This window comes from Couchioplanes caeruleus (genome assembly GCF_003751945.1).
GTDB classification, from domain to species: Bacteria; Actinomycetota; Actinomycetes; order Mycobacteriales; family Micromonosporaceae; genus Actinoplanes; species Actinoplanes caeruleus.
In genome coordinates this window covers 850989-876854 of sequence record NZ_RJKL01000001.1, presented here as the reverse complement: position 1 = coordinate 876854, position 25866 = coordinate 850989, and the positions used below count along the sequence as shown (strand labels likewise).

Annotated in this window: 29 protein-coding genes; 18 read left to right on the top strand and 11 right to left on the bottom strand. The window is 71.5% G+C overall.

The features are described 5' to 3' along the window. Positions 1-5 precede the first annotated feature (5 nt). From EDD30_RS04200 to EDD30_RS04165, 8 genes are read right to left on the bottom strand one after another with little or no spacing between them, the layout of a single operon-like run. Positions 6-683, bottom strand: coding sequence for a 3'-5' exonuclease (locus EDD30_RS04200; protein WP_071808742.1), 678 nt, complete (start codon positions 681-683; stop codon positions 6-8). Beyond that, positions 670-1917: a radical SAM family protein gene (locus tag EDD30_RS04195; protein ID WP_071808743.1), complete on the bottom strand. Its 1248-nt coding sequence runs from the start codon at positions 1915-1917 to the stop codon at positions 670-672. Before EDD30_RS04195 ends, EDD30_RS04200 begins: the two co-directional genes overlap by 14 nt. Continuing rightward, positions 1914-2477, bottom strand: coding sequence for a nucleoside-diphosphate kinase (locus EDD30_RS04190; protein ID WP_211277992.1), 564 nt, complete (start codon positions 2475-2477; stop codon positions 1914-1916). The genes EDD30_RS04195 and EDD30_RS04190 overlap by 4 nt, the downstream gene beginning before the upstream one ends. Next, the gene (locus EDD30_RS04185; protein WP_071808745.1) at positions 2429-3454 is read right to left on the bottom strand and encodes a thymidylate synthase; all 1026 of its coding nucleotides are present in this window, start codon (positions 3452-3454) and stop codon (positions 2429-2431) included. The genes EDD30_RS04190 and EDD30_RS04185 overlap by 49 nt, the downstream gene beginning before the upstream one ends. A 2-nt stretch (positions 3455-3456) precedes the next feature. Then, positions 3457-4494: a CgeB family protein gene (locus EDD30_RS04180; RefSeq protein ID WP_071808761.1), complete on the bottom strand. Its 1038-nt coding sequence runs from the start codon at positions 4492-4494 to the stop codon at positions 3457-3459. After that, on the bottom strand, positions 4491-5117 hold the full coding sequence (locus EDD30_RS04175) for a GNAT family N-acetyltransferase (protein WP_071808746.1): 627 nt from the start codon (positions 5115-5117) through the stop codon (positions 4491-4493). The genes EDD30_RS04180 and EDD30_RS04175 overlap by 4 nt, the downstream gene beginning before the upstream one ends. Continuing rightward, on the bottom strand, positions 5111-6640 hold the full coding sequence (locus tag EDD30_RS04170) for an APC family permease (protein ID WP_071808747.1): 1530 nt from the start codon (positions 6638-6640) through the stop codon (positions 5111-5113). The genes EDD30_RS04175 and EDD30_RS04170 overlap by 7 nt, the downstream gene beginning before the upstream one ends. A 29-nt stretch (positions 6641-6669) precedes the next feature. Continuing rightward, positions 6670-7275, bottom strand: a complete 606-nt coding sequence (locus EDD30_RS04165; protein ID WP_084557368.1) for a GOLPH3/VPS74 family protein — start codon at positions 7273-7275, stop codon at positions 6670-6672. Positions 7276-7898: 623 nt separating this feature from the next. Between EDD30_RS04165 and EDD30_RS04160 the strand changes: the two genes are divergently transcribed. The 4 genes from EDD30_RS04160 to EDD30_RS04145 all read left to right on the top strand — a co-directional run bounded on the left by EDD30_RS04160 (position 7899) and on the right by EDD30_RS04145 (position 11421). After that, entirely contained in the window at positions 7899-8780 is an 882-nt protein-coding gene (locus EDD30_RS04160; protein WP_071808763.1) for a helix-turn-helix domain-containing protein, read from the top strand. Beyond that, complete coding sequence (locus EDD30_RS04155; RefSeq protein ID WP_071808748.1) at positions 8780-8977, top strand: DUF397 domain-containing protein; 198 nt, start codon at positions 8780-8782, stop codon at positions 8975-8977. The genes EDD30_RS04160 and EDD30_RS04155 overlap by 1 nt, the downstream gene beginning before the upstream one ends. Before the next feature lie 252 nt (positions 8978-9229). Beyond that, positions 9230-10498: an NsdA family TPR-like regulatory protein gene (locus EDD30_RS04150; protein ID WP_071808749.1), complete on the top strand. Its 1269-nt coding sequence runs from the start codon at positions 9230-9232 to the stop codon at positions 10496-10498. Next, positions 10495-11421 carry an aminoglycoside phosphotransferase family protein gene (locus EDD30_RS04145; protein ID WP_071808750.1) on the top strand — a complete coding sequence of 309 codons (927 nt, stop codon included), beginning with the start codon at positions 10495-10497 and terminating at the stop codon, positions 11419-11421. The genes EDD30_RS04150 and EDD30_RS04145 overlap by 4 nt, the downstream gene beginning before the upstream one ends. Positions 11422-11487: 66 nt before the next feature. On the opposite strand, the gene EDD30_RS04140 is transcribed toward EDD30_RS04145, so the two are convergent. The 3 genes from EDD30_RS04140 to EDD30_RS04130 all read right to left on the bottom strand — a co-directional run bounded on the left by EDD30_RS04140 (position 11488) and on the right by EDD30_RS04130 (position 12985). Beyond that, positions 11488-12144, bottom strand: coding sequence for a prepilin peptidase (locus tag EDD30_RS04140; RefSeq protein ID WP_071808751.1), 657 nt, complete (start codon positions 12142-12144; stop codon positions 11488-11490). Positions 12145-12147: 3 nt separating this feature from the next. Next, positions 12148-12429, bottom strand: a complete 282-nt coding sequence (locus EDD30_RS04135; protein WP_425321275.1) for a winged helix-turn-helix transcriptional regulator — start codon at positions 12427-12429, stop codon at positions 12148-12150. Between the two features lie 223 nt (positions 12430-12652). Continuing rightward, positions 12653-12985, bottom strand: a complete 333-nt coding sequence (locus EDD30_RS04130; protein ID WP_071808764.1) for a helix-turn-helix domain-containing protein — start codon at positions 12983-12985, stop codon at positions 12653-12655. A gap of 338 nt (positions 12986-13323) precedes the next feature. Between EDD30_RS04130 and EDD30_RS04125 the strand changes: the two genes are divergently transcribed. From EDD30_RS04125 to EDD30_RS04060, 14 genes are all read left to right on the top strand, one after another. Further along, positions 13324-13863 (top strand): hypothetical protein, encoded by a 540-nt coding sequence (locus EDD30_RS04125; RefSeq protein WP_244945101.1) that lies wholly within the window; start codon positions 13324-13326, stop codon positions 13861-13863. A gap of 29 nt (positions 13864-13892) precedes the next feature. Continuing rightward, a complete protein-coding gene (locus tag EDD30_RS04120; protein ID WP_123678759.1) occupies positions 13893-14780 on the top strand; it encodes a hypothetical protein in 888 nt (295 codons plus the stop codon). A 171-nt stretch (positions 14781-14951) separates the two neighbouring features. Beyond that, positions 14952-15563, top strand: a complete 612-nt coding sequence (locus EDD30_RS04115) for an SAF domain-containing protein (RefSeq protein WP_071808754.1) — start codon at positions 14952-14954, stop codon at positions 15561-15563. Between the two features lies 1 nt (position 15564). Next, positions 15565-16374, top strand: a complete 810-nt coding sequence (locus tag EDD30_RS04110; RefSeq protein ID WP_071808755.1) for a hypothetical protein — start codon at positions 15565-15567, stop codon at positions 16372-16374. Further along, complete coding sequence (locus EDD30_RS04105) at positions 16371-17792, top strand: TadA family conjugal transfer-associated ATPase (protein ID WP_071808756.1); 1422 nt, start codon at positions 16371-16373, stop codon at positions 17790-17792. Before EDD30_RS04110 ends, EDD30_RS04105 begins: the two co-directional genes overlap by 4 nt. Beyond that, positions 17780-18685, top strand: coding sequence for a type II secretion system F family protein (locus EDD30_RS04100; RefSeq protein ID WP_084557363.1), 906 nt, complete (start codon positions 17780-17782; stop codon positions 18683-18685). Before EDD30_RS04105 ends, EDD30_RS04100 begins: the two co-directional genes overlap by 13 nt. Next, entirely contained in the window at positions 18682-19584 is a 903-nt protein-coding gene (locus tag EDD30_RS04095) for a type II secretion system F family protein (protein WP_071808757.1), read from the top strand. The genes EDD30_RS04100 and EDD30_RS04095 overlap by 4 nt, the downstream gene beginning before the upstream one ends. Positions 19585-20024: 440 nt before the next feature. Next, positions 20025-20216 (top strand): hypothetical protein, encoded by a 192-nt coding sequence (locus EDD30_RS04090; protein WP_071806292.1) that lies wholly within the window; start codon positions 20025-20027, stop codon positions 20214-20216. 8 nt (positions 20217-20224) lie between these two features. Beyond that, positions 20225-20710 carry a TadE family protein gene (locus tag EDD30_RS04085; RefSeq protein ID WP_084556504.1) on the top strand — a complete coding sequence of 162 codons (486 nt, stop codon included), beginning with the start codon at positions 20225-20227 and terminating at the stop codon, positions 20708-20710. Then, on the top strand, positions 20707-21018 hold the full coding sequence (locus EDD30_RS04080) for a hypothetical protein (protein WP_071806290.1): 312 nt from the start codon (positions 20707-20709) through the stop codon (positions 21016-21018). The genes EDD30_RS04085 and EDD30_RS04080 overlap by 4 nt, the downstream gene beginning before the upstream one ends. A 44-nt stretch (positions 21019-21062) precedes the next feature. Then, positions 21063-21521, top strand: a complete 459-nt coding sequence (locus tag EDD30_RS04075; protein WP_123678062.1) for a TadE family protein — start codon at positions 21063-21065, stop codon at positions 21519-21521. Beyond that, positions 21518-21976 (top strand): pilus assembly protein TadG-related protein, encoded by a 459-nt coding sequence (locus EDD30_RS04070; protein ID WP_071806288.1) that lies wholly within the window; start codon positions 21518-21520, stop codon positions 21974-21976. The genes EDD30_RS04075 and EDD30_RS04070 overlap by 4 nt, the downstream gene beginning before the upstream one ends. A gap of 32 nt (positions 21977-22008) precedes the next feature. Further along, on the top strand, positions 22009-24930 hold the full coding sequence (locus EDD30_RS04065) for an AfsR/SARP family transcriptional regulator (protein ID WP_071806287.1): 2922 nt from the start codon (positions 22009-22011) through the stop codon (positions 24928-24930). After that, complete coding sequence (locus tag EDD30_RS04060; RefSeq protein ID WP_071806286.1) at positions 24927-25841, top strand: DUF2637 domain-containing protein; 915 nt, start codon at positions 24927-24929, stop codon at positions 25839-25841. The genes EDD30_RS04065 and EDD30_RS04060 overlap by 4 nt, the downstream gene beginning before the upstream one ends. Positions 25842-25866: the final 25 nt, after the last annotated feature.

The window sequence follows — 25866 nt, the reverse complement described above, 5'->3', positions numbered from 1 at the left end:
TCGGGTCAGAACAACGTGTCCGGCGCCTGCGTGGGTGCTACGTCCGGCAGGGCGGCCACCGTGCGCAGTCCGGCAAGACCGACACCGGTGGGCCACCGTCGGGTGACGAGGCTGCCGAGGAGGATGGCCGCGCCGACGGTGTCCCACAGGGCTCGGTGGGGCTGCCCGTGCGGCACTACCCCGGTCACGGTGGCGGTCAGTTCGAGGTGGTCGAGCAGCGTGGTGAGGCTGTGGCCGCCGGCGTCGAGGTGGCAGGCGCGGGCCAGGCGCAGCGTGTCGATGAGCCCGGCCGGTGCGATGTCGGGGCAGCGTCGGTGCAGCAGGCGCCAGTCGACGCCGATGTTGTGCCCGACGAGCCAGCGGCCGTTGATGCGGTCGGCCAGCTCAGGCTCGATCGCGGTGAGCGGCCGGGCGCGGCTGAGTACGTCGTTAGTCAACCCGGGTGAAATCCACGGCCGGGCCGGGATCGAGCGGCCGGGGTTGACCAGGGTGGCATACGACTCGGCGACGGCAGGCTTTCCGGCGGTGAGCGGGACGAGTGCGATCTCCAGGATGGCCTCGTTGTCGCGGTCCTGGGCGCCGCTGCCTTCCAAATCCAGGGCGACGAGGTCGGCCTGGTGCCAGGGGGCGTCGGTGCTGGTCACGGGTCCGTCCTGCCGGGTGTCGGGGTCAGTCGTCTTCATACCGCGCCTCCTGCTCGAACTGCTGGCGCACCGCCGTGAACACCTCGACCTGTGCGGCGTCGGCGCGGTGGCCGTTGAGGGATCGGCCGTGGGCGTGCAGGTGGTGGGGCTGGTCGAGTTCCCAGATCTGATAGCGCAGGCCGTGTTGGATGGCGTAGCGGCGCTGCTCGCCGAGGCCGTGGGTCCACACGTGGCCGTCCTCGATGACGTACTGCGTCTGGTAGCCGAGCTGGCCGAGGATGCGGTCCATGCTGGCCGGCGTCGGTGGGGTGTGGTCGTCGGCGCAGCGTTGCTGCTGGGCGGCGGGGCAGATGTCGCACAGCTCCCGCACGCCCCAGTGCCCGTTGTAGTCGGGCACCTCGTGGGCGTAGGCGACGCCGCAGCTCGTCTTGCGGAACAGCGGGGTGCTGATGCCGGAGGTCCGCCAGGCGGCGACCACGGCGGCGTCGAGGTCGGCGGGCATGGTCTTGCGCCGGTGGTAGTCCTCCCCGAAAGGCACGGGCACGCCGAGGCCGCGGAGGTAGTCGGCGTTCTCGGGCTTGTGGTAGTAGCCGGTGAACACGATCGCGTCGGCGTCGCGGCCGACGTCGAGCACCCGGGCCATGGTGTCGGGGGCGTCGTTCCAGCCGGGCACGATCGGCCGCCAGTACAGCACCACCCCGGTGCGGCGCTTGTGGGCGGCGGCGGTGCGGATCGACGTCACGGTGATCTCGCTCTTGGAGATCGGCTCCACGCGCGGGTCGGTGATCCCGGAGTAGGTGAACAGCAGCGTGACCCGCAGGTGCTGCAGCCTCTCCAGCGCGGCCATGTCCGCCTCTGTGACCTTGAACCGGGTGATCAGCAGGACGTGGTTGGTGAACCCGCTCGCGTCCAGGGCCTGCAGCACCTGGAACAGGTGCGGTTTGACGCCGGGCAGGAACGGGTCGGTGGCTTTGTTGAACAGTTGGATCGGGGTGACGCCGGGCCGGAACGCCTCGTGCCCGACGAGCCTGTCGATCGCCTCCTCGGTGGGCATAAGCAAGTGCGGGACCTTGACCTCGAAGTTGCCCCAGAAGTGCCGCACGCAGTAGCCGCACTCCAGCGGGCAGCCGATGATGTGGTTGAGGCTGAGCCCGGACTTGCGGTAGCCGACGATCTGCGCCATGTACGGGTCCAGCTCGGCTTGCTGGTCGGCGGGCATGACCGGCAGTAGCCGGGGGCCGGGGGTGAAGGTGGGTATGGCGGTGCTGGTCACCGGGTGCCTCCGGAAGGGGTGGGGGCGGTAAGTAGGTGCGCGGCGGTGGGGCCGTACCAGATGCCGAAGTCGCGGGGAACGACCTCGACGGTGTCGGAGCTGTGAATCAGGTTGTCTACGAGGCGACCTTCGGCCATCGCGGTCCGGAGGCTGTCGATGCCGAACCGGCCTCGGATGGTGTCGGCCGGTGCGGTGGCCGGGTCGGTGGGGCCGAGGCGTTCCCGCAGCCGGGGTGCGGCGTTGGGACCATAGCCGAGGGCGAGTCCAGTGGGTTGCCCGACGAAGATGCGCCGCAGCTCGGCGGGCACGTCGCGGCCGATCTGCGTGGACAGCGGCAGCATGTCGGAGTAGTGCACGAAAATCTGCGCCTCGGTCGGCCAGATCGTGCGGACGTCGACCACCTGGACCTCGCGCTGGAGCCAAACCAGGACCGGTTCGCGCAGGCCACGGGCCAAGCAGTCGGGCTTGAGCAGGATGACGGTCCAATCCGACCAGTCCACCCGGGGCGGCGTCACGACGCCCACCCCACCCGGATGGTGGCGGGCATCCGGTCCGGCCAGCGCGCCGCGACAAGCCACCGGTGGCCGGGGTGCAGCGCGGCCATGGCGTCCGGGCTGACGGGACCGTCGGGGTCGTGGACGATCTGCCGGTACACCTCGAACAGGGCGAGCACCTGCTGCCAGTACAGCGGCAGCGGAACACGGTCCAGCCGCACCGGGTCCAGACGCCGGGTGTCGGTGCGCAGGCCCTCCTCCCACGCCATGACCAAGGCCAGGTCGTCATGGCTGGTCACCGGCATCGACGGAACCGGGAACCTCGGCCGGGCGTTCGGCCCGGCGGCCTCGGTGAGGATCGCGTCGACGCGGTCCAGGTCGAGCAGGTTGATGTGCATCGAGCCGACGTGGTGGGCGTAGGTGCCCACCGGCACGCCGAGGCGGCGGGCCGTGTACTCCTGGAGGAAGGTGAACGAGAACGTGTCGCACAGCAGCCCGATCACCGCATCGTTGCCGCGCATGTAGGCGGCGGCGTGCAGTCGCCCGTCGCGGAGCAGGAACTGCAGGCCGAGGGTGCACGCCACGTCGGGATGGGTCGGGTCGGTCAGCTCGTCCGGCCGCATGATCACCATCGCGGCCCGCTTCGTGTCCGGGTCCTCCCGCAGCAGCGACATCACCCGGTCGAACTGGCTGCGCCCGTCCTCACCGGTGGGGTTGAACAGCCTCGGCCCGTAGGCGGTGCCGGTGAGCCGGCCCTCGACGGCGAGGTCGCGCAGCCGCGGCGCGTAGTACCCGATCATGTCGACGTCGTCGCGGCCGGTCAGGTACCACAGCGCCTCGGCGTGGTTGAACACGATGTTGGTCCGCCGCGCGGCGAGGTACGGGGTGCGGTCGATCGGGTCGGTGATCGTGAAGCTGCTGTTGATGATCTCCCGGGCCTTCTTGCCACGGCTGGCGGTCTCGTACTGGTAGCGGCGGGCGACGGTGCGCAGCACCGCGAGGTACGCCTGCTGGAAGCTGTCGTAGGTGGGGCCGTAGACCATGGCTACCTCCGGGGGCTCAGGCTGGTCAGGGTGGTGAAGACGTCATCGAGGACGGCGAGCTGCCGGGACAGCCGCATCGGCTCGAGGAAGCCCAAACAGGCCGCGATCAGGTCCGCGTGCTCGGTGCTGCCGGCCATGCGGTGCAGGTGCTCGACCCGCTGCACCACGTCCGCCCCGTCGCTGACGCGCAGCACCGGCGGCACGAACACCTCCCCGCCGACGAACTCGGCGGGCAGCAGGGGCAGGCAGCCGGCGAGCAGGGCCTCGAACAGCCGCGACGTCATGTGCCCGACCGCGTTGTAGCGCTCGGGCAGCAGCAGCACCGTGGCCAGGGCCTGCCGGTGAATGGCCTCGACCTCGGCGAACGGGCAGCGGCCGGTGAAGGTGACGTGCGGCCACCGCTCGGTGCGCGGCCACTTGCCGGCCACCCGGTGCCCGACCTGCCGCGCTGCCGGAGCTAAGTAGTGGTCGAAGGCGTCGTCGCGGTCGTACTGGTTGCCGACGTACACCAGCGACACCGGCCGGGCCATACCCGCCAGCGCGGCCGGGTCGGCGGCGTCCAACACGGCGTCCGGGACCGGGCAAAGCACCGTCGTGGCGCCCGGCGTCGGGTGCAGGGCGAACTCGCACACCGCCACGTTCGGCAGCACGCGGAGCGGGTCGTCGGCGGGGAGCTGCCGGTCGAGGTCCCAGATCACCGTCGGGATGCCGCACGCGCGGGTGTAGTGCTCCAACAACTCGGTCTGCCGGTGCAGGTCGCAGGTGTGCCTCGGCGTGCCACACGGAGTGGTGTTGCGACCGGGCAGCGGCCACCGCCACTCCAGCATCAGCACGTCGAAGTCGGGCAGCCCGCCGTACGTGTACTCCTCGCGCAGGTCCAGGCCCGCCTCGGCCAGGTCCCGGTTGCGCTGGACGAGCACCACCTCGTGACCGGCGGCGGTGAGCCCGTCGATCAGCGGGCGGCGGTAGGCCCGCGACCCGTCCGGCGTGTCCACCACCCCGGGGCCGAGAAACCCCCAGCAGCTATACCCGACCCTCATCGCGCCTCCCAGGCCGAGCGCGGGCGCCGCCACATCGGGTACAGCTCCGGCCCCTTCGGCAGCCGGTATCCCGGGCGGGGCAGGTAGCCGTGCCGGCGGTAGAAGACGCCGTGGCGGCTGCTGGTGGCCTCCAGGTAGGCGGGCATTCCGATGGCGTCGAGCTGGCCGTGGTGGTGCTTCAGCAGGGCGCTGCCGAGCCCCTGGCGTTGCCGGTCCGGGTGCACGCCGAGGTGGGCGAGGTAGTGGTGCGGCGTGCCGGTGGGGTGGTGTTCGTGCATGATCTGGTCGAGGGCGACGAACCGGTGCAGGTGCTGGCCGCACGCCTGCGCGAGGCGGGTGTCGTAGTTCGGGAACTCGACGTCGAACCGGTCACCAACCGGGTACCAGAGGGCGACGGCGGCGAGGTCGTCGGTGACGTCGATCCAGCCGGCCGCCTGGGCCACCTCGGCGAGGAGCCTGAAGTACGGCCAGTACACCTTCTCGCGGGTGTCGACGTTGAGGATCAGCCAGGGAGCGAGGTCGCCGTGCAGGAACGCCTCGGCGAGCACGGCGGCCACAGTGTCGATCTCGGCCGGGGTGGCACGGCGGATGATCGGAGTGAGCGCGCCCACGGTCGTCACCACCCGCTCGCGGCCGGCGCGGGATTCGGCTGCCCGAGCGGGGCGGCCAACTCGGTGGTGACGCTGTTCGCGCCCCTGCCGATCCCGGCGTACACCGCTGGCCTGACGGCCCGCAACACCAGCGCCCACAGCACCCCGAGGACGGCGGCGACCCCGAAGGCACCCGGGAAGATCCAGCGCAGCGGGTTGTTGGCCTCGACACCGAGCAGGATGTGGAACTGATCGATGGTGGCCCACAGGATCCACAGCAGCGCGGCAGCCGCGAGGGCGGGGGCGATCAGGCACCGCCACGCGCTGATGTCCTCGCGGTTGGAGCGGCGGGCGAAGAACGCGATGACCGCGACCGAGGTACCGGCCATCAGGATCAACACGCCGAGACCGCCCACGACGGTGAGCCAGAAGAACAGGTGAACGATCGGATCCCACCCCATCGCCGCGTAGACGGCCAGGACCATCGCGGCCAGCCCGGACTGCACGATCGAGCCGACCTTCGGCGCGCGGGTCCGGGTGCTGGTCCGTCCCAGGACCGGCGGCAACACCCGCTCGCGACCGAGGGCGAACAAGTACCGGGCCACCGTGTTGTGGAACGACAGCAGCGCCGCGAACAGGCTCGTCACGAACAGCAGGTGCCCGACGCCGACCACGAACCCGCCGACGTGCGGCGCGACCAGGTTGAAGATCAGTTCGGTGCCGTCGGCCTTCGCGGCCTCGACGATGCGGTCCGGGCCGGTCGCGACCGACATCGTCCACGCGCAGAAGGCGTAGAGCAGGCCGATGATCGCCAGGGCGCGGTAGGTGGCCTTGGCGACGGTGCGCTGCGGGTCCTTGGACTCCTCGGAGAAGACCGCGGTGCCCTCGAACCCGACGAACCCCGCAACGGCCGTCACCAGCGCGGCGCCGATCCCGGCGCCGAGGAGGTTGCTCGGCGCGAGGGTGTCGAAGGTGACCCGCCCGTCGGCCGGGTGGGCGAGCTGCACCACGGCGAACACCACCGCGACCGCGATCTCGACCAGCAGGATCACGGCCAGCACGCGGCCGTTGAGGTCGATGCGCCGTACCCCGAGGACCGCCACCACGGCCCAGCCGGCGAACGCGCACACCGACCACGGCACCGACCAGCCGAGCCAGTCCTCCAACAGACCGGCGAGGACGGCGCCGAACCCTCCGTAGAGGCCGATCTGCATGGTGTTGTAGGCCGCGACCGCGACGAACGAGGCCCCCACGCCGGATACCTTGCCCAGGCCGCGTGACACGTAGGTGTAGAAGGCCCCGGCGTTGACCACGCGGCGGGACATGGCGACGTAGCCGACGGAGAACAGTCCGAGGGCTACCGCGACCGCGAGGTAGGCGATTGGGATACCGGTCACGCCGGTGACGGCGTAGCCGGTGGTGGCGCCGCCGGCCACCACCGTCAGCGGAGCGGCGGCGGCCATCACGATGAACACCACCGGCCACACGCCGAGACGGGAACGCGCCAACGCCAGCGAGACATTGCTGGCAGGCGTCCGGGGTCTGGGGACGGACATGGTGAGCGCTCCTCGTATGCGAAAGGGGGTCAGTGGCCGGTGAGGACGGCGTCGCCGATGGCGGCCTCGGTGTGATGCAGCAGCAGCCGCAGGGACGGCGGCGTGGTGTCGATGAGCTGGCGAAGGCTCGTGATGACGTGCCCAGGGACGCCGTCGAGGACGTGTCGGTGCAGGTCGGCGGCGAGCGTTAGCCCGGCGAGGACGGTGTCGAAGGCGTCCAGCGGCTGGGCGTTGCGCAGCCGGGTGGACAGCCGCGCCCACGGCCACGCCGCCACGTTGGCGTCGGTGGGGACGTAGGTCGTGCTCTTGGTCAGCAGTCGTCTGCTGGTCTCGGCGCGGACGTGCCCCGACCGCAGCATCCGCGATGCCACTTGCTCGTGCGAGGTCTGCGACAGGAACGCCAGCCAGGTCCGCACGGTGTGCGCGATCGTCTCGCCGGCGAGCTGATCCAGAACCGTGTGCGCGAGCGCGTCGCTCGGCGGCGTGCGGCTGATGACGTGCACCTGGTCGTGCTCGATCACGATCGTGTCGGTGAAGGCCAACTCCGCCAGCAGCGCGGCGGCCAGCCCGAGACCCGCCACCGTCGAGTGCAACAGCGGACGGCCCGTCGTGTCATGGTGCGCCAGCCGAAACAGGTCATCAGCCAGCCGCGGCCACCGAGTCCGAGGCGGCACCGACGGGTTCGGGCGGACCGGTCCCCCGGGGATCTGCGTTACCGGGTGTCCGTCCGGTTCAGGGGCCGCGTGCCGGGCCGGAATTGGGACGGTGGTCCGGGGCGTGCGTGGTGCTGGCGCCCGGCCCGCCGCCGGCCATGTGACAGCAGCGGCGGGCCGGGGATCCTGGTACGGCACGCCGGCATCACCGCGCGGAACGTGGGGCTGCGCAGGTCCAGGCGTAGCCTGCGCCGCCAATGGGTGCTGTGCCTGCATCGGTCGCCTCCCCTGCCTGGCCTCTCGTGCCGTCGCTGATCGGGACGCCTTCATCGATGAGGACGCAGCCCTGGGGGGCTGCCGTAGCCATCGATGTATTGCGTGTCGTGAGTCCACGATAACGGACTGTCCGTCGGGCCGGAACCCCGTTCTATGGGGAGACTTAGGGGGAGATTTGCGGGGTGACTGGCCGCTGACCAGCGGTTTTGCGGATCCGCCCTGATCAACTAGTGATCAACATGGACGATTCCGGGGTTACGCTCTTCGCGCGCTGACAGTCCACGGAGACGGTCAGTGAGCTGACATGGCCGGTGTGGCTGGAGGACTTGATGATGGTCAGCCCATATGTGCGACGGCGTCGGCTCGCGATGGAGATCCTGCGACTACGCGACGAGTACGGCTTCTCTGCTGACCGTCTTGCCAGTGCGGTCGGGGTGAAGCGGCAGACCATCAGTCGGATCGAGAACGGCCACGTACGGCCCGACCCTGACCTGATCATGCGGATCCTCGCGGTGTTCAACGTCGGCGAGAAGCGTTGGGCGCAGATCATGACGATCGCTCGCGAAGCCCAGGAGCGCGGCTGGTGGGAACGTCACGCCGAACAGATGGGTCCTCGGCAGGCGCTCTCGGCGAGTCTGGAGGCCGGCGCCCACCGGATCTACGAGTACCAGATGACCTTGCTGCCGGGGCTGCTGCAAACCCCGGCATTCAGCCAGTCTCGGGTCCACGCCGACCCCTCCGCCCACACGCAAGGAGTTGACCCCGCCCGCGCCCTAGAGGCGCGCCTCACGCGGCAACGCTTCCTGGAACGGCCCGGCGGCCCCACCTACGAGGTCGTTATTGACGAGCTGGCGATCCGAAGGTTTGCCGCGCCCGTGCACGTTGTTAGAGGGCAGCTTCGACATCTGGCCGACCTCGGGCGCACACACGACCGGGTCACCATTCGGGTGCTACCGATCGCCGCGTCGATCGCCGGCCATGTAGTGCCACGCTCGGCGTTTTCCATCTACCGCTACCCAGATTCCGCCGACCCGATCGTGGTTTCCGTCGACACCATCACCTCGGACCTTGTCCTGACCGAGGCCGTCGAGGTAAGCCATTACCTGACTCTGTACGACCGCCTCCGGGCGGCGGCCCTGACGCCGGAGCAGACCCTCGACTTCCTCGCCGCCGTGGCCGAGGAGCTACCCGAACACCAAGGAGCCATCTGATGCCCCACCGCTTCACCAACTGGCGCAAGTCCACCCGCAGCGGCAGTGCAGACAACTGCGTCGAGATCGCCGTCGCTGAAGACGGCGTGGTTGGCGTACGCGACTCGAAGAACCCGACCGGGCCGGTCCTCGAGTTCACCCCGGCGGAATGGGCGGCGTTCACCGGGGGTGTCCGGGACGGCGAATTCGATCTCTGATTGAGGGTGACCGAACGCGTTCTCGGTCGCGGTCTGTCATGACCGCAACGCCTTGAACGCCGTTCGTCACGGTGGGATGCTGACGCTGGCCGACATGTCGGGGCTGACCGGACATGTCGGCTCGCGGATCGATAGCACAGCGAATCGAGGTGAGGACGGTTGGGGATGACGCGGGGCCACGACCGTCCGCCCAACGAGCTGCTCCGTAACGCTCGCCGCCGCCGAGCGTCGCCGTCCGGATCGGGAAGGCCGATGTCCCGCCAAGAGGTCGCCGACGCGGTCAACCGCTACCTCGCCCGCAAGGGGTACAACGAGGCCGACATTGACGCCAACTACGTCGGCAAGCTCGAACGCGGCGAGCACCGCTGGCCCCGCGATACCCGACGCGAGGCTTTCCGTGCCGTACTGGGTGCGGCCAGCGACGCCGCCCTGGGCTTCTACGTCGTCCGTGGCGACCCTGCCGAGGTCGAACCGCACGCGCCGTTTGAGGTGGGGCGGTTGGAGACGGCTGATGGCGGTAGGCGTTCGCTGCTCGGCGGCATCGCTGGCTTGATCGCAGCCCTCGGGCTGTTCAGTCGCGGACCACATGGCGACAAGAGCAGGCGCATCGGCGGCTCCGATGTGGCCCGCCTGAACGCCGTGGTGGCGCTGTACCGGTCGGTGGACTACGAATCCGGCGGCGGCGTGCTGCGCGTGGAGGCGGGTCGGTTCGCCGAGGCGGCGACGTCGCTGTCCGACCGGCCCTGCAGCGACACGGTCAAGCCCGCCCTGCTGGCCGCCATTGCCAACGCCCGCCAGCTCGCCGGATGGGCCGCGTTCGACACCGGTCACCACTCCGACGCCCAACGCCACTGGCTCTCGGCCGAACGTGCCGCCGTCACCGCCGGGGACCTGCGACTGGCCGCCCGGGTCCGCTACTGCCAGGCCCGGCAGTTCCAGCACCTGCGCCACAACGGCGACGCCCTGGACACGCTCCGGCTGGCTCGCGAACACCTTGCCAGCCTCGCCACGCCGGCCATCAGCGCCATGCTGCACGGCGCGGAGGCCGCCTCCCTGGCGGCCCGGGGCGATCGGCAGGAGGCCCTGGCCGCGCTTGGTGACGCCACCGATGCCTTCGACGGCATCGATCCCGACCGCGAACCGGAGTGGATGGGCTTCTACGACCGCGGCGAGCTACTCGCCCAGTACGGGCGCGTCTACCGCGACCTGGCCCGAGTCGACGGACGACACGGCAACGCCGCCGTCCGGTGGGTCTCCGAGGCCATCTCCGCCTTCGGACCCCAGAACGTACGCAGCACGGTGCTCAACGAGGTCGGGCTGTGCAGCGGCCTGTTCCTCGCCGGGGAACCACATGAGGCCGTCTCCGTCGGTAACCGGGTCATCCAGCACGCCGCCCAGTTGACCTCCCAGCGGGTACACGACCGCATCCGCAACCTCCGCCGCGACCTGGATCCCTACGCCTCCAACCCGGAGGTGGCCGAGTTCAGCCGTGCCCTGTCCACGATCGGCTCGGCCGCATGACCACCACCGACGCCAAGGGCCGGTATACCGAAGCGGCCATGACCGAGGCCATGCGCCACATCGCCGACCAGCTCGACGTTCCCAGTCACGACGCGAAGTTGCTCCGTCTCACCAACAATGCCGTCTTCGCGCTGCCCACCGCTGCGATCGTCGTTCGCATCACCCGCTCCACCGTTCTGCACGACCGCGTCCACAAGGTCGCCCGTCTTGCCACGTGGTTCGCCGAACGCGACGCCCCGACCATCCGGCTCGCCACGCACGTTGATCAGCCCGTCCCCGTCGAGGGCCTTCTCGCCACCATCTGGGAGTACGTCCCGCCCACTGACCCAACGCCGACCGTCGAGGATCTCGGCCACCTCCTGAGCCGCTTCCACAACCTCGGCACGCCGCCGTTCCCTCTGCCGAGTTGGGACCCCGTAGCCGACGCACGAAGCCGGCTCGCCGACGCCGAAGCCCTGCGAGACGATGAGGCCGACTACCTCCTGACCTGGTGTGACCACCTCGCCCCCCGCATCGCGGCACTCAACGAGCGATCGAAAGGCAACCTTGTCCACGGCGACGCGCACGTGGGCAACCTGCTCCGCACCCCGGACGGCGATGTTGTCATCGGCGACTTCGACCCCACCTGCGCAGGCCCCTGGCAGGTCGACCTCGTCGCCGTACCCGTCGGTGAAACCCGCTTCGGCCGCCACGGTGCCCACTCCCGCCTAGCCCGCGCCTACGGCTACGACGTGACTCAAGATCCCGACTGGCCCACGCTGCGCGAAGCACGAGAACTCAAAATGGTCTGCGCCGCCGTACCTCTTCTCGCGAGCACCCCAGGCGTAGCCCGCGAATTCCGCACCCGCCTACACAGCGTCCGCATCCAAGATCAACATGCCCGGTGGACCCCGTTCGCGGACCTCCGAAGGGAAGGAGGCTGACGTGACTGACAAGGACAAAGGGCATCGAACGAAGACTTGCGGCGTCGTCGCCCTGCTCGGTGCCGCCTAGCTCACGGCAACTGCGAGTAGCCACCCCGCCCACATCGCCGGCCCCATCGGCAATGTCGCTGGCGCCCTCGTTCGCACCCTGACGAGCAAGCCGATGACCCCTTGCAGCAAGAACGCGATGAACATGCCAGCGATGGCCGCCTGCCAGCTCAGCCATGCAAGATTGAGGGTCACCGCGCCCGAGAGGGCTACGTCCCCCAGGCCGAGCTGTCCGGGGAAGGACAGTGCCACGCCCAACATCAAGAGCGCTGCGATCAACGCAGCCGCGAGCGCTCGAAGTAGAGAACCCTCGCTTCCGTGCACCGCGGCATCCACAGCGAAGCAGAGTGCGCTTGCGGCTGCAGCGGTCCCCACGAGAGGGTACGGCAGACGGCGTCGCCGGACGTCGATAACGGCTAGGCCGGCGCCGACAACGGCGAAGATCCAGAATGCGGGCATGGTAGTCGTCGGAAGCCGCCAGGCCACGAGCCAGGTCGCCACTCCGGCCATGAGCGAAACGGCGAGCACAGCCGCCGGCCGTGCGGGGGCGCCGCGCCACCATCCTGCCGGCACCTGGAGGCTTCCGTGAGCCGGCGCGGCGTACGAGATGGCGGAGATGGGGATGCCGGCAAGCGCGCCCGCGACGGCGAGGCCGCTCGCGGCGAAGACGTCCACGGCCTACAAACTGCCCTCGTCGTCCTCGTCCGGCCAGTGTTCTCGGGTCCAGCGGTCGAGTTCGGCCAGGAGGTCGACCAGTTCGGTACCGGCCCTGGTGAGCCGATAGTCGGCGGCCTCGTTGTCAAGGTGGTGCTCGACCAGGCCCTCCGACTGGAGGTGGGCGAGCGTGCGGGTCAGGGTGCGCGAGTGGACGACGTCCGGACTAGTCTGCGAAACGGCGTGGAGCACCCTGGTGTACCGGAGGGGGCCGTCTCGGAGGGCGGTCAGGATGGCGCGGGTCAGCTTTCGCTTGGCGATGTTGAGGATGGGTTCGAGATCTTTCGGCAGCGCGACTCACCTCCCCCGACACGAGCGCGCGAGCAAGCGATCATTCTATCGGGTCATACAAATGTTCGGCCAGTCGATTGTGATCGCCGTGACCTCTGTCCACTGTGAATCAGGTAAGGGTCAGCGCCGTGAGGCGCGCCTTACTGACCTGGAATGTGGAGATCGAGGGGTTATGTCGCTACGCCGCAGCTCCTCGGCTGCCACGACGAGTCGGCCGGCTGGTGACCCACTCTTGGAGCCGGACGAGGTGACCGGTCACCGCCTCGCCCTTGGCGGTTAGGCAGAAGTGGGTCCGCTCGCACGGCTCGATGTCCAGGGTTCCGCTGTGGTAGCTGCGCACGAAGCCTTCGGTCGCCAGCGCCCGCAGGAGGGCTAGCGGCTGGCGTGCTGCGGTCTTGATCTCGGCGAACGTGGCCGTACCGTCGCGCGATTGCATCGCGTGGAGCACCTCGTAGGCGCCTGGCCGCGCAAGCAGCGTCAGCGCCCTGTCGGTGCGGCCGTGGTCGCTCATCGCGGTCACCTTTCTTGCGGCCACAAGCATTTCGGGGAGTGTAGCCCGCAATCGAAATCGACGGATCTGTCGGCTGGGTGACAGTTTCGCGGATGGCTTCTGAGGGTCAGCCGCGAGGTACGCACCTCAATGTCCACACCTCTAGGTACGTACGTCGGGGTACGTGAATTCAGCCCCTTGAAGGTGCGTACGTGCAGGTACACACGTTGCGGTCCCTATGGGGTGAGGGTGTACACACGATTCGTGACCTTGATTCGCGTCCTCAGTGGCCAGTGTCAAGGATCGCAGACGCGGTTCCTCGACGGGGGGCCGTCCACGAGTTGGGGAGGTACTGCCCGGTGTTCACCCGTCCGGTTCTGGTTGGTCTCGTCGCGGCGTCCGTCCTGCTCGGCGCGGGGTGTACCTCGGACAAGCCCAAGAGCACGCCGACCAGCGCGCCAACGCCGTCGGCGACACCGAGCCTTGGCCCGAGCGCTGCCGCTGAGCGGGATGCGCTGATCGCGTACCGCGGCATGTGGAGCGCGTTCGTGGAGGCGGCGAAGACCTCGGACCCTGAGGCGCCCGATCTGAACAAGTACGCAACCGGCAACGCCTTGCGGCTGATCTCCAGCGCTCTCTACACCAACCGCTCCCAGGACGTCGTCACGCTCGGCGAACTCAAGATCGACCCCAAGGTGACGGCGCTGAAGCCGTCCGACGCGCCCACCGAGGCGAGCGTCCTTGACTGCGTCAACGACGAGAAGTGGCTGGAACACAAGAAGTCCGGAGGGCTCGTGAACGACAAGCCCGGAGGCAAGCACCGCACGACGGCGACGGTGACGCTCACCGCCGACGGCTGGAAGGTCAGCCGCTTCGTGATCGGAGACGAGTCATGCTGAGGGTTATCGGCCGCGTCCTCGTGGTGGCGATGCTCGCCCTCACTCCCGTGGTCACCGTGTCAACGCCGGGGTTCGCCGACGGCGGCATCGGCAAGGTCAAGTGCGACAAGCAGAACCCCCAGCCGGGCTGCGACGTTGACGTCGGCACACCGGCCCGCCCTGGTAACGGTGGCGGCAACGGCGGGGGCACCGGCGGCCGAGGCGGCGACGGCAAATGCCGCAACCCTGAAGGCGCGGAGATTCCCTGCCAGCGAAACGGGGGCTGGGCCGGCGCGGACGGCTGCTACTACAAGCCCGCCGACCTGTCACCGACCATGATCGAAAACATGGGTGGTCAGCCCGCCGGAGAGGGCGGCTGGTACGAGAAGGTCTGCTACGGCGCGGACGGTCAGGCGACGACCGGGCTCGGTGGGCCGGTGTGGATCGCGGGCGCGCCTCCGGCGGTGTCGCCGGAGATCCTCGCGCGGCAGGCGCGAGCGAAGCTGCGGTTGCCCGATGTCACGATCCGGATGAACCCGCCGGGTGACCAGCTCGTCAACCTGCCGATCTGGCTCGCGTTGGACCCTTCATCGTGGAAGACGCAATCGGCCACCGCTTCGGTTCCCGGCGTGAGTGTCACTGCGACCGCCCGGCCGGTGATGGTGTCCTGGGCGATGGGTGACGGGACGACGAAGACCTGTGACGGGCCGGGTACGGCGTGGACGCCGGGCACCGACCCGGCGAAGGCGTCACCGGACTGCGGACACGTCTACCGACGCTCCTCGGCGGGCGCTGCTGGCGGCACCTACACCGTGACGGTCACGGTGACGTGGGAGGTCTCCTGGGCCGGGGCGGGTCAGTCCGGCACCGTGCCGGGGATGACGACGACCGGTCAGGTGCAGACCCAGGTGCAGGAGTCGCAGGCGGTCGTCCGCTAGCACAAGCAACGAAGTAGTCCGTAGAAGCGCGCCAAGTCGGGGAGGACGTTGGTCATGGCGCTAGGTTCCATGCGCCCAAAATCAGGGTTGGAAGATCGTTCCACGGTTCCCGCACCGCGTGCGGGGCGGGGACCGTGGCGGGCTGCGAGGCGCCGTCGTCGGCTGCCGTTCATGGCACTCGGCGGCCTGCTGGTCATCGTGTGCGTGCTCGGTTACGCCTACGGCGCGGTCCGTCTCGGCGACCGGGTCCAGGTGCTCGCGGTGGCCCGCTCGGTCGCCGCCGGGCAGACGCTCACGGCCGCCGACCTCAAGCAGGTCTCCGCCGCGCAGGACCCGGGGGTGCAACTCATCCCCGCCGCGCAGGCCGAGCAGGTCGTCGGCCGCACGGCGGTGGTGCCGCTTCTGCCGGGAACGCTGCTCATGCCGTCGCTGGTGGGTGAGGCGGCGTTCCCGCCGCCCGGCAAGGTCGCCGCCTCCCTTGCCTTGAAGCCGGGTCAGTACCCGCAGGGGTTGTCCACCGGTGCCCGGGTGGCGGTGTACGTCTCGGCCACCGGTGCGGGCGGCAACGGCCAGGCGGCCCCGGCGCCCAGCTCGGGCAGCTCGACGGCGGGCAGCTCGGCCCCGGCGCGGTTGGCGGCGGTGGTGCTCGGGGTGGATCTCGCCGGCGACGGCCAGGGCGCCACTGTCATCACGCTCCTGCTCGACGCCTCCGATGGTCCGAAGCTCGCGGCGGCCCCGGCGGGCGGCGTGGTGCTGATGCAGACCGCTCCTGGAGGTGCCTGACATGCCGCTCATTGCCGTGACCTACGTCAAGGGCCGTCCCGGCGTGACCACGACCGCGCTCGGGCTGGCCGCCGTCGCCCCGCCCACAGCACGGCCGGTGGTGGTGGAGGCTGATCCGGCGGGCGGGGACCTGATGCGCCGCCTCGACCTGGCCGCGACGCCGAGCCTGGTGGACCTGGCCGCCGCCGCCCGGGGCGCCACGCACGCCGAGGACGCCCTCGCCGCCGGACGGCAGGGAGTCGTCATCGGTGACGTGGCCGTGCCGGTGGTGGTGGCCCCGGCGGGCGGGGCGCAGACCCGCGCCGCCCTGCCGGAGCTGACCGGCATGGGCCGGGCGGTACTCACCGCACCGGACCGGCTCGTCATCGCCGACTGCGGGCGCCTGGCACCGGGTTCCTCGGCCTGGCCGCTGCTCCGCCTCGCCGACGTCGTCCTCGTTATGGTCCGCGCCCGTACTGACGAGCTGGCCCATCTGCGTGAGGTGCTGGCCGAGCTGGTCGACGTCGGTCCCGGCCGCCTCGTCGTGCTGCTTGCTCCGGGTGGCGTGTACCCGGCCGCCGAGGTGGCTGACGTGCTGTCGACCCATGTGGCCGAGGAACTGGCCCGCGACCCGAACGCGGTCAGCGTGCTCGGGCCGCTGCCGGCCGACCGCAAGGCCGCCGCGGTCCTCGGCGGGGAACTCGTCGCGGGGCGGCGGTGGCGGCGGTTGCCGCTGATGCGCGCCTACGCCGGTTTGCTCGGCGACCTTGCCCCGCACCTGAGCCTCGCCGCACCGACCCCGACTGACTTTCGTGAGGAGGCTTCCCGATGAGCTACCCGTTCGAGCCCCGGCCGCTGGGCAGCCGCCGGGACGGGTTCACCCCCGACCTGCCCGCTGACGCCGCCGAGATTCCGGTGGTGCGCCGGATCCGTCGCGAGGTGGCCGAGCGGCTGACCCGGGCCACCCGGGCGCATGAGACCGCCACCGGGGCGGTGATGTCGGCCGCCGAGCAGACCGCGACCACCCGCCGCCTGATCACCGAGGCTCTCGACGCCTACGCCACCGAGGAGATGAACGCCGGCCGCCCGCCGCTGCGCCCGGACGCGGAGTCCCGGGTGGGCCGAGCGGTGGCGGACATGCTGCTCGGGGCGGGCGGGTTGCAGCCGCTGCTCAATGACGAGCGGGTGGAGGAGATCCACGCCAACGGCGCCGATCAGGTCTTCGTCCGCTACACCGACGGCAGCCGCGTGCAGGTCGCCCCGATCGCCGACTCCGACGCCGACATGGTGGAGCTGATCCGCCGCCTGGCCGCCGACGCTGGCCGGGCCGAGACCGGCGGGGAGGGGGGCGAGGAGCGCCGCTGGGATCGCGCGTCGCCGATCCTCAACCTCCAACTCCCGGACGGCTCGCGCCTGCACGCGATCATGTCGGTCACTCGGCGGCCCGCGTTGTCGATCCGCCGGCACCACTACATCAAGGTTTCGCTGGCTGACCTGGAGCAGCTCGGCACCCTCAACCCTGTGCTGCGGGAGTTCTTTGCCGCCGCCGTGCGGGCCAGGCAGAACACTCTCGCCGCCGGGCGCACCGGCGCAGGGAAGACGACCCTCCTGCGCGCGCTCGCCTCGGTGATCCCGCCGGACGAGCGGATCGTGACGATCGAGGACACGTACGAGCTGGCCCTGGACTCGGACAAGGCGCTGCACCCGGATGTGGTGCCGTTGCAGTCGCGGGAGGCCAACGTCGAGGGCGAAGGCGCCATCGACATGAGCATGTTGTTCCGCTCGGGGCTGCGGATGTCGCCGGACCGGGTGATCGTCGGTGAGATCCGGGGCCACGAGGTCATCCCGATGCTCAACGCCATGAGCCAGGGCAACGACGGCAGCCTTGGCACCATCCACGCCTCCTCCAGCGCCGGGGTGTTCAAGAAGCTCGCGCTCTACGCCGCGCAGTCCCCGGAGCGCCTGGACCCAGCCACAACGAACCTCCTCGTGGCAGAGTCGGTGCACCTGGTGGTGCACCTCGGCCTCGCCGAGGGCAGCCGCCGTGTCGTCACGTCCGTGCGCGAGGTCGTGGACGCCGATGGCCTGTCGGTCGCGAGCAACGAGATCTTCCGGCCCGGCCGCGACGGGCGGGCCGTGCCCGGGTCGCCGCCGTCGACCGCCTTGCTGTCCACCCTGGCCGATGCCAGGTTCGACCCGCGCCTGCTCGATGAGGCGCGTACCGCACCGGGCGGGGGGTGGGCGTCATGACGTTGACCGTGCCCCTGGCCGCGCTGCTCGGGCTGGGAACAGCGTTCGGGGTGGTCATGGTGGCCGTCGGGCTGTCGGGCCGGGACAACGGGCCCGTCGACCTCGATGGCGACTCGTGGCTGTCGAGGTTCACTTCGGGCCGTGGGCCGATCGACCGGCGCCGGGTAGCCGTGTGCCTGGCCGTTGGGGTCGTCGCGGCTGTGCTGACCCGCTGGCCGGTCGCGGCGGCCCTGTCCGCCGTCGGGGCGTGGGTACTGCCGGCCGTCATCGGCCCGGACCGCGACCACGCCCGCCGGGTCGCCCGCATCGAGGCCATCGCGACCTGGACGGAGTCCCTGCGTGACAGCCTGTCCGGTGCGGCCGGGCTGGAGCAGGCCATCACCACCAGCGCGATCGAGTCCCCGGAGGCCATCCGCGATGAGGTGACCCGCCTCGCGACCCGGCTGCAGCGCAGTTGGCGGCTGCCGGCGGCGCTGCGGGCGTTCGCCGCCGAGTTGGCCGACCCGACCGCCGACCTCGTCGTCGCCGGCCTGCTCATGGCCGCGCGGGGCAGCGCCGGGCAGCTCGGCGAGGTGCTCGGCGAGCTGGCCGCCTCTGCTCGCGCCAAGGTCGCGAGCCGGCAGCGCATCGCCGCCGGCCGCAAACGCAACCGCACCTCGGCGCGGGTCATCGTCGGCGTGACCCTCGCCATGGCCGGCATCCTCACCCTGATCAACCGGGGCTACCTGGCGCCGTTCGACACCGCCACCGGACAGCTCGTCCTGCTCATGGCCGGCGGATGCTTCGCCTTCGCGTTCTTCTGGCTGGCTCAGCTGATGCGCGACCGAGACACCAGTCGGATCTTGCAGGGGGTTGCCGACAGCACCGACGCGGAGGCGGTGGTGCTGCGATGACCGGGACTCTGCTGTTCGGCGCCGGCACCGGCCTCGGACTGTGGCTCATGCTCGTCGGTTGGTCACCGCGCCCGCCCCGCCTGGACAAGGCCCTCGACGCCCCCTACGGGCAGGTGCGCCGCGCTCAGGCCAACGCCGAGGCGACCGAGGCCGCCGCCGGGTGGGCCGGACGGTGGGGACGCCCGGCGGTGCGGTGGCTACGCCGCGCCGGCCTGCCGCTCGCCAGTACCCGCCGGGACCTGGCGACCGTGGACAAACCGGTCGACGTGCACCTCGCCGAGCAGGCCACCGCCACCGTCTTCGGGCTGCTCGTCCCGCCGGTGCTCGCCACCCTGCTCGCCCTCGCGGGGATGGCTCCCGGGTTCACCATGCCCGCCGCCGCGTCGCTGATCCTCGGGGTGGCCGGATTCCTGGCCCCGGAGCTGTCCGTTCGCAGCGACGCGGCCAAGCACCGAGCCGCGTTCCGCGACGCGCTTTCGTCGTTCCTCGACCTGGTGGTGATCAGCCTCGCCGCCGGGTCCGGGGTCGACCAGGCATTGGACGAGGCCGCCGCTGTCGGGTCGGGCCCCGCGTACGCGGAGCTGCGCTACGCGCTGACCGAGGCCAGGTTGGCGCGGGTGGCGCCGTGGGACATCCTCGCCGTCCTCGGACAACGCCTGGCCGTGGCCGAGTTGCAGCAGCTCGCCGCAACCGTCGGGATGGCTGGCACCGAAGGCGCCCGGGTCCGTTCGTCGCTGCGCTCCAGGGCGGTGGCGATGCGCGAGCGACAGCTCACTGACGCCGAAGGCGAAGCCAACGCCGCCACCGAACGCATGAGCCTGCCCATCGTCGCCCTGTTCGGCGGCTTCCTGATCTTCCTCGGCTACCCGGCCCTGGCCGCCGTCCTCGGCGGTCTCTAGAGATCCCCGCCAGTTCACCAATCCCGACTGTCCGCCCCGGCTGATCTGGAAGGAGACCCGGAGGTGAGCACCGAGAGCCGCGTCATGCCCGTCGTGCTGGCGGTCGTGCTTGGCCTGCTGCTTGTCGTCGTGCTCGTCGCCAAGTGCACCTGACCACCAACCACCGGCCGCCGCCACGGCGGCCACGCCCCACATACCGACCGCCTAGCCCGCGAAGGAGCTGATCGTCTCGTCCACCACTACGAACACGCCCGCCCCTGACCAACGCCGAACCGGCCCCGCATGGTGAGCGACCAGCGGCTCGTCTGGTACCTCACCGCCGTTCCCGGCACCAGCACCAGTCGCCGCCACGTCCGCTCGTTGTTGACCAGTCCCGATGCAGCCAGCCCCGGTACCTGCCCGCACCGTTCCGTGCTCGCCCGCCTTCGAAGGAGGAAACCATGCCCGCACTGCTGAGCTACCTGACCGCCGAAATCCGCCACCGCTGGAAGGCGGTGCGCGACACCAAGGACGGCGGCTACTCCACCGAGGCCGTCCTCGTGACGGCGCTGCTGGTGGTGCTGGCCATCGCGGTCATCGCCATCATCGCCACGAAGGTGACCGGCAAGGCCAACAGCATCAACCTCGGCTGAGGACTGCCATGCCCCCGGTGACCATCTCCCGAGACCGCCGTGCCGCGCGACCCTCCTCCCCGGCGCGCGGCACGGCCGGGCGGTTGCGTGCCCGATGGCGGCGCGTGGCCGCCCGCCCCGACGCGGGCGGCGCCACGGCCGAGCTGGTCATCGCCATGCCGCTGCTGCTGCTCATCGTCATGTTCGTCATCCAGGCCGGAGTGTGGATGCACGCCACCCACGTCGCCCAGGCCGCCGCGACTCGGGCGGCGAGCACGGCCGCCGGCTACCAGTCCAGCGCCGGGGCCGGGCAGGGTGCCGGCGCGGACACCCTCGCCGCGATCGGTGACGGGGTGCTGAAGAACCCCCAGGTGTCGGTCACCCGGACCGCCACCGAGGTCCGGGTGGAGATCCATGGGACGGCGGCCACCGTCGTGCCGGGCATCTCGTGGCGGGTCACCGCCGTGGTGGTGCGGCCGGTCGAGAGGTGGACCGACCCGGGAGGCGCAGCATGATCTCCGATGCCGATCCGTCGGCGGTCCCGCCGAGCACCGGGACGCAGCCCATCGACCCGGAGGCGGACGCCCGGTTCGCCGCCTACGTGGCGTCGCTGAGAGCCGACGTCGATGACCCGGTCCACGGCGAGGAGTACCGGGCGCTGCTGGCCGAGGACCCCGAGTTCCTGCGCGCCCTGTTCGACGTCGCCGACGCGCACGCGGCACCCGCCGCCGCGCCGTTCGGGGTGGCAGTCCTCGTCACGGTGCTGATCGCGTGCCTCGGCGCGGGCGCGCTGCTGGTGTTCGTTCTCTCGTCCCTCGGATGACCCACATCCGCCATCCCGCTACCGCCCAGAACGGAGGTGCTGGCATGACCCAGCTACGCGCGGGCCTCGCCGCCCGGTGGCGGGCACTGACCCGCACCCCGGATGCCGGGGCGAGCACCGCCGAGATGGCGCTGCTCACCCCACTTTTGATCATGTTTCTGCTACTCGTGGTGCTCTGCGGTCGGCTGGCGGCGGCGCAGATCGACGTGGACGCCGCCGCGAGCAGCGGCGCCCGGTCGGGATCGATCGCCCGCAGCCAGGCCGCCGCTGTCGCGGGCGCCGAACGCACCGCCCGCGACACCCTCGCCGCCCGAGGTGTCACCTGCCAGCAGACCACCGTGAGCGTCCACACGGGCGGGCTGCGCCCCGGTGGGGCGGTCACGGTCACTGTCTCGTGCCGGGTCCTGCTGGCGGATCTCGTTCTGCTCGGCGTGCCAGGCAGCCGGGTCGTGGAGTCGACCGCGACATCGCCCGTTGACCAGTGGAGAGGGGTGGCCCCATGAGGTCGCGTATCCGTGCCGTGGGCCGGTGGTTGCGTCACCGTACCGGCCGAGCCGATGCCGGGGAGGTGACGCCGTTCGCGGTGCTGCTCAGCGTCGTCATGGTCGCGGTGGCCGGACTCGTGCTCGACGCCGGCCTGGCCCTGTCGGCGAAGGTGCAGGCCCTGGACATCGCGCAGTCCGCCGCCCGCGCCGGGGCGCAGCAGCTCGACCTCAACGCCTACCGCACCCGCGGCGTCGCCCAGCTCGACCCGGCCGGCGCCGCCTCCGCCGCGCAGGCGTGGCTGGCCTCGGCCGGAGTGCAGGGCGACGCCTCCGCCACGGCCACCACCGTCACGGTCAACATCCGCCGGACCAGCCGCACGCAGCTACTGCAGATCGTCGGTGTGCGGACCCTGAGCGTGTCCGCCTCGGCCACCGCGACCGCTGTGCAGGGCGTGACCGGCCCCAACACGTGACCTCATCCCCAACCGGTAAGGAGAGTCTGAGCATGGTGCGCACCCTCGCCACCGCCGGCCGGCTGCTGCGGGCCGTGGCCGCCCTCGCCGCCCTGGCCGGCTTCGTCGCCGGGGTGCCGTGGCTGCTGACCGCCTCGGCCAGCTGGCCGCTGAGCTGGATCGGCTGGCCCCAGGCCGCCCACCTTCCCGGCGTCGCCGAGGTAATCGGTGCGGTGACGAGCCCCTGGTCGGACCAGATGATCCTCGGCCTCCTCGCCACGATCGGCTGGGCGCTGTGGCTGACCTTCGTCCGGCACGTCATCGTCGAGGTCATCGAGGCCAGCGCGCACGCTGCCGCCGCCCGCCACGGCCGCCCCCGCCCGCCGGTCACCGGGCGCGGCCCGATCCGGTGGGTGGCCGCCGTGCTGGTCGGCGCCATCGCGGGCGCGGTCCTGTTCGACGCCGCCCGCGCCCTCACCAGTCCCGGTGCGAGCGCCGCCGCTGCGGCCGATGCCGCCGCGCGCCGCCCAGCCGTCGCGGTCGTCCAGGCAGCCCCGACCGTCGCCCCGGCGGTGGTCGATCACGCCTGGGTGAAGTCCCTGGCCACCGGCGACGCCGTCACCTCCGCGTACACCCGGACCTCCGCAGCGGCCCAGGCCCTCGCCGACCGCAACCTCGACGTCCCGGCGTGGGCACGCGACGCCCCCGGCGGAGTCCACCACGTCCGGGCCGGGGACAACCTGTGGGACCTGGCCGAGGCGAAGCTCGGCGACCCGCACCGGTGGCGGGAGATCTACACCCTCAACCGAGGCCACGAGCAGGCCAACGGCTACTCGTTGACCGACCCAGACGAGATCCACATCGGGTGGGTCCTCGCCCTGCCCGCCCACGACACCGACCCGGCCCCGGCCGCCCCCGCGCCCGCCGACCCGGCCCCCAACGACGCCGGCCCGGCAACGGGCGACCCCGCGCCCGCCAATCCCGCGCCCGGCGGCACGGGCGCGGCCGAGCCGACTCCGGGCGACGCCACGCCCGGCCCGGCCACCCCGGCGCCGTCGGCGACCACCACCGCGCCGAGCAACGCCGCTCCGGCCACCGGAGCGTCGGCCAGCGCGACACCCGCTGACAGCGGCACGCCGTCCGCCGAGGCCCCCGACGACGGCAGTGACAGGGAGGCGGTCGGCGCGCACGACGAGGCCGGGATCAGCCTGCCGTCGCAGGGCTGGGTCAGCCTCGGCCTGGCAGCCCTCATCGCCACCGTGGCGTCGCTGCTGCGCCTGCAGCGGCGCCGCCGCGCCCGCCTGGCGTTCCCGATCCGCGCCAGCGTCGAGGCGCAGCCCGCCCCGGTACCGGAGCCGCTGGCCCGGGTTGACGCGGTCGGCACCGCCCGCCTGGGCACCGAGGACGACGAGTCGCACCGGCCGCCGGTCCCGGCCGTGTCCGCTCCGATCGGCGTCGATGTCGATGGAGGCGAGGTCAGCCTGTTCGACCTTCCTGGCCCCGGCGTCGCCCTGACCGGGGCCGGCGCCGAGCCGGCCGCCCGCGCAATCCTCGCTGCCGCCCTGGCGACCGGGACGACGGCGCCGGTGGAGAAGCGGCCGGTGGTGGTCACCACCGTGGAGATCGCCGCTCGGCTGCTGCCCGACGGGGCGCCGCTGGTCGGCCTCGATCCGGACGGCACCAGCTTCGACGGTGAACGCCTCGTCGTGCTCTCCGACGTCGCCGCGGCCGTCACCCACGCCGAGGAGGAGATGATCGTCCGCCGGCGAGTCCTCGACACGTTCGATCTCGACACCGTCGCCGCGCTGAACGCCCGCACCGACCACGCGGAAATGCAGCCGCCGTACGTGCTGCTCATCGAGGCGACGGCGCGGCACGCTGCCCGGCTGCTCGCCGTCGGCGCGCACCGCGCCGCGCTGGACCTGCACCCGGTCGTACTCGGCCCGCTCGACGGCATTCCGAGCGTCGAGGTCGCCGCCGACGGCACCACCACCACCACCACCGGCGGCGACGAGGCGGCCCGGGTGGCGCGGCTGTCCACCCTCGCAGCCGATGATCTCGCCGCCGTGCTGGCCATGCTGACCGACGCCACCGCACGGCCCGAGGCCGGCTACGACGTCGAACTCGACCCCGCCCCGAGCAGCAACGCCGCGGCCCCGGTCGAGGCCCCGGCCGAGCCGGTTCCGGCTCAGGCCAGCGACGCGCCGGCCCTGGTGCGGCTAAGGGTCCTCGGCCCGCTGGTGGCCGAGACCGACGCGGGGCCGGTGACGAGCGGGATGCGCAGCGGCTCCTACTTCGTCCTCGCCTCCCTGGCCGTACACCCGGGCGGGCGGACCCTCGACCAGCTCGCCGCCGACCTGCACCCCGAGGTCCACCTCGCCACCGCCGGCAAGCGGATCCGCACCGACGTCAGCACCACCCGCCGGGTCCTGCGCACGGCGACCGGCAACCCCGAGGCCATGTTCGTCATCTACGACGGCGCCACCGGCCGCTACCGCCTCGACCTGGAGCTGATCGCCGTCGACCTGTGGCAGATGCTCACCACCATCGAGGCCGCGAACACCGCCGACGACGACACCCAGGCCCTCGCCCTGCTGCGGGAGGCGGTCGAGCTGTACGGCGGGGACTTCGCCGACGGCGCCGACCAGACCTGGATCACCGACCACGCCACCACCTACCGGCACCAGATCCTCTCCGTGTATGCCCGCATGGCCGAGATCACCGAGGCCGACCACCCCGACCAGGCCGTCGCCGCCCTCGAACGCGCCCTGGAGTTCGACCCGGTCAACGAGGAGCTGTACCAGCGCATCATGCGAATCCACGGCCGCCAGAACCGCCCGGACGCGGTCCGCCGCACCCTGCGCCGGCTCGAGGAACGCCTCGCCGAGTTGGGTGACGCCGAACCGTCGCAGGCCACCCGCCGCGTCGCCGAACGCCAGCTCCGACCCGCGACCGCGAGCGGGGTGCGCGGATGAGCGAGGCACGCCTGCGGCGGCTGCGATGGGCCGTGCGCCTCACCCTCGCCCTCGGGGTGGCCGCCTCGGTCACCGCGAACATCCTCCATGCGAGGCCGCACCCGGTTTCGCAGGCCATCGCGGCATGGCCGCCGCTTGCCCTGCTCATCACGGTCGAGCTGGTCTCGCGGATCCCGCTGTACCGCCGCAGCCTCGGCGTACTGCGCATCACGGCTACCGCCGCCATCGCCGGCATCGCCGCCTGGGTCTCGTACTGGCACATGGCCGGAGTCGTGGCCCGCTACGGCGAAACCGGCACCGTGCCCTACCTGCTCCCACTGTCCGTCGACGGCCTCATCGTCGTCGCCTCGGTGTCCCTGGTCGAGCTGTCCGCCCGCCACCGCGACACCACCCCCGCCGCACCGGCCCCCGGTAGGGCCGGGGCGCCCGCCACAACGACCGCGGCCAGCGCCACACCGGAACCGGAGCCGGGCCTCGCCGCTGCGACACCTGCGACCGCGCCACCGGTCCGGCCCGCGCACGCCGAGCTGACCGACGGCGTATCCGACGACCGTCCGCCCGCCATACCCGCGCCCGATCCGGCGTCCGCCGCCGAACGCGGTCAGTACCCGGACGGCCAGGACGACGAGGACGACGCAACCGACGACGACAGCGCCTCCGAGGCCGACGACGAGGACGACGCTGACGACGGCGCGGACCTCGCAGCGGACCTGGTGCCGCTGCTGCCGGCCGCCCGCGCTGCCCGCGACGAGCTGACCCGCGAAGGCCGCACCGTCAGCCGCGACGCCCTCGCCCGTCGGTTGCGCCGCAACGGCACCGCGATCCGCAACAACCGGGTCTCCGAGCTGCTCACTGCCCTGCGCCGCGAGGAGCCATCGGTGAACGGCTCCCGCCCGAAGCTGCCGGTCTGACCCCGCTCCGACCGCATCCCGCCCT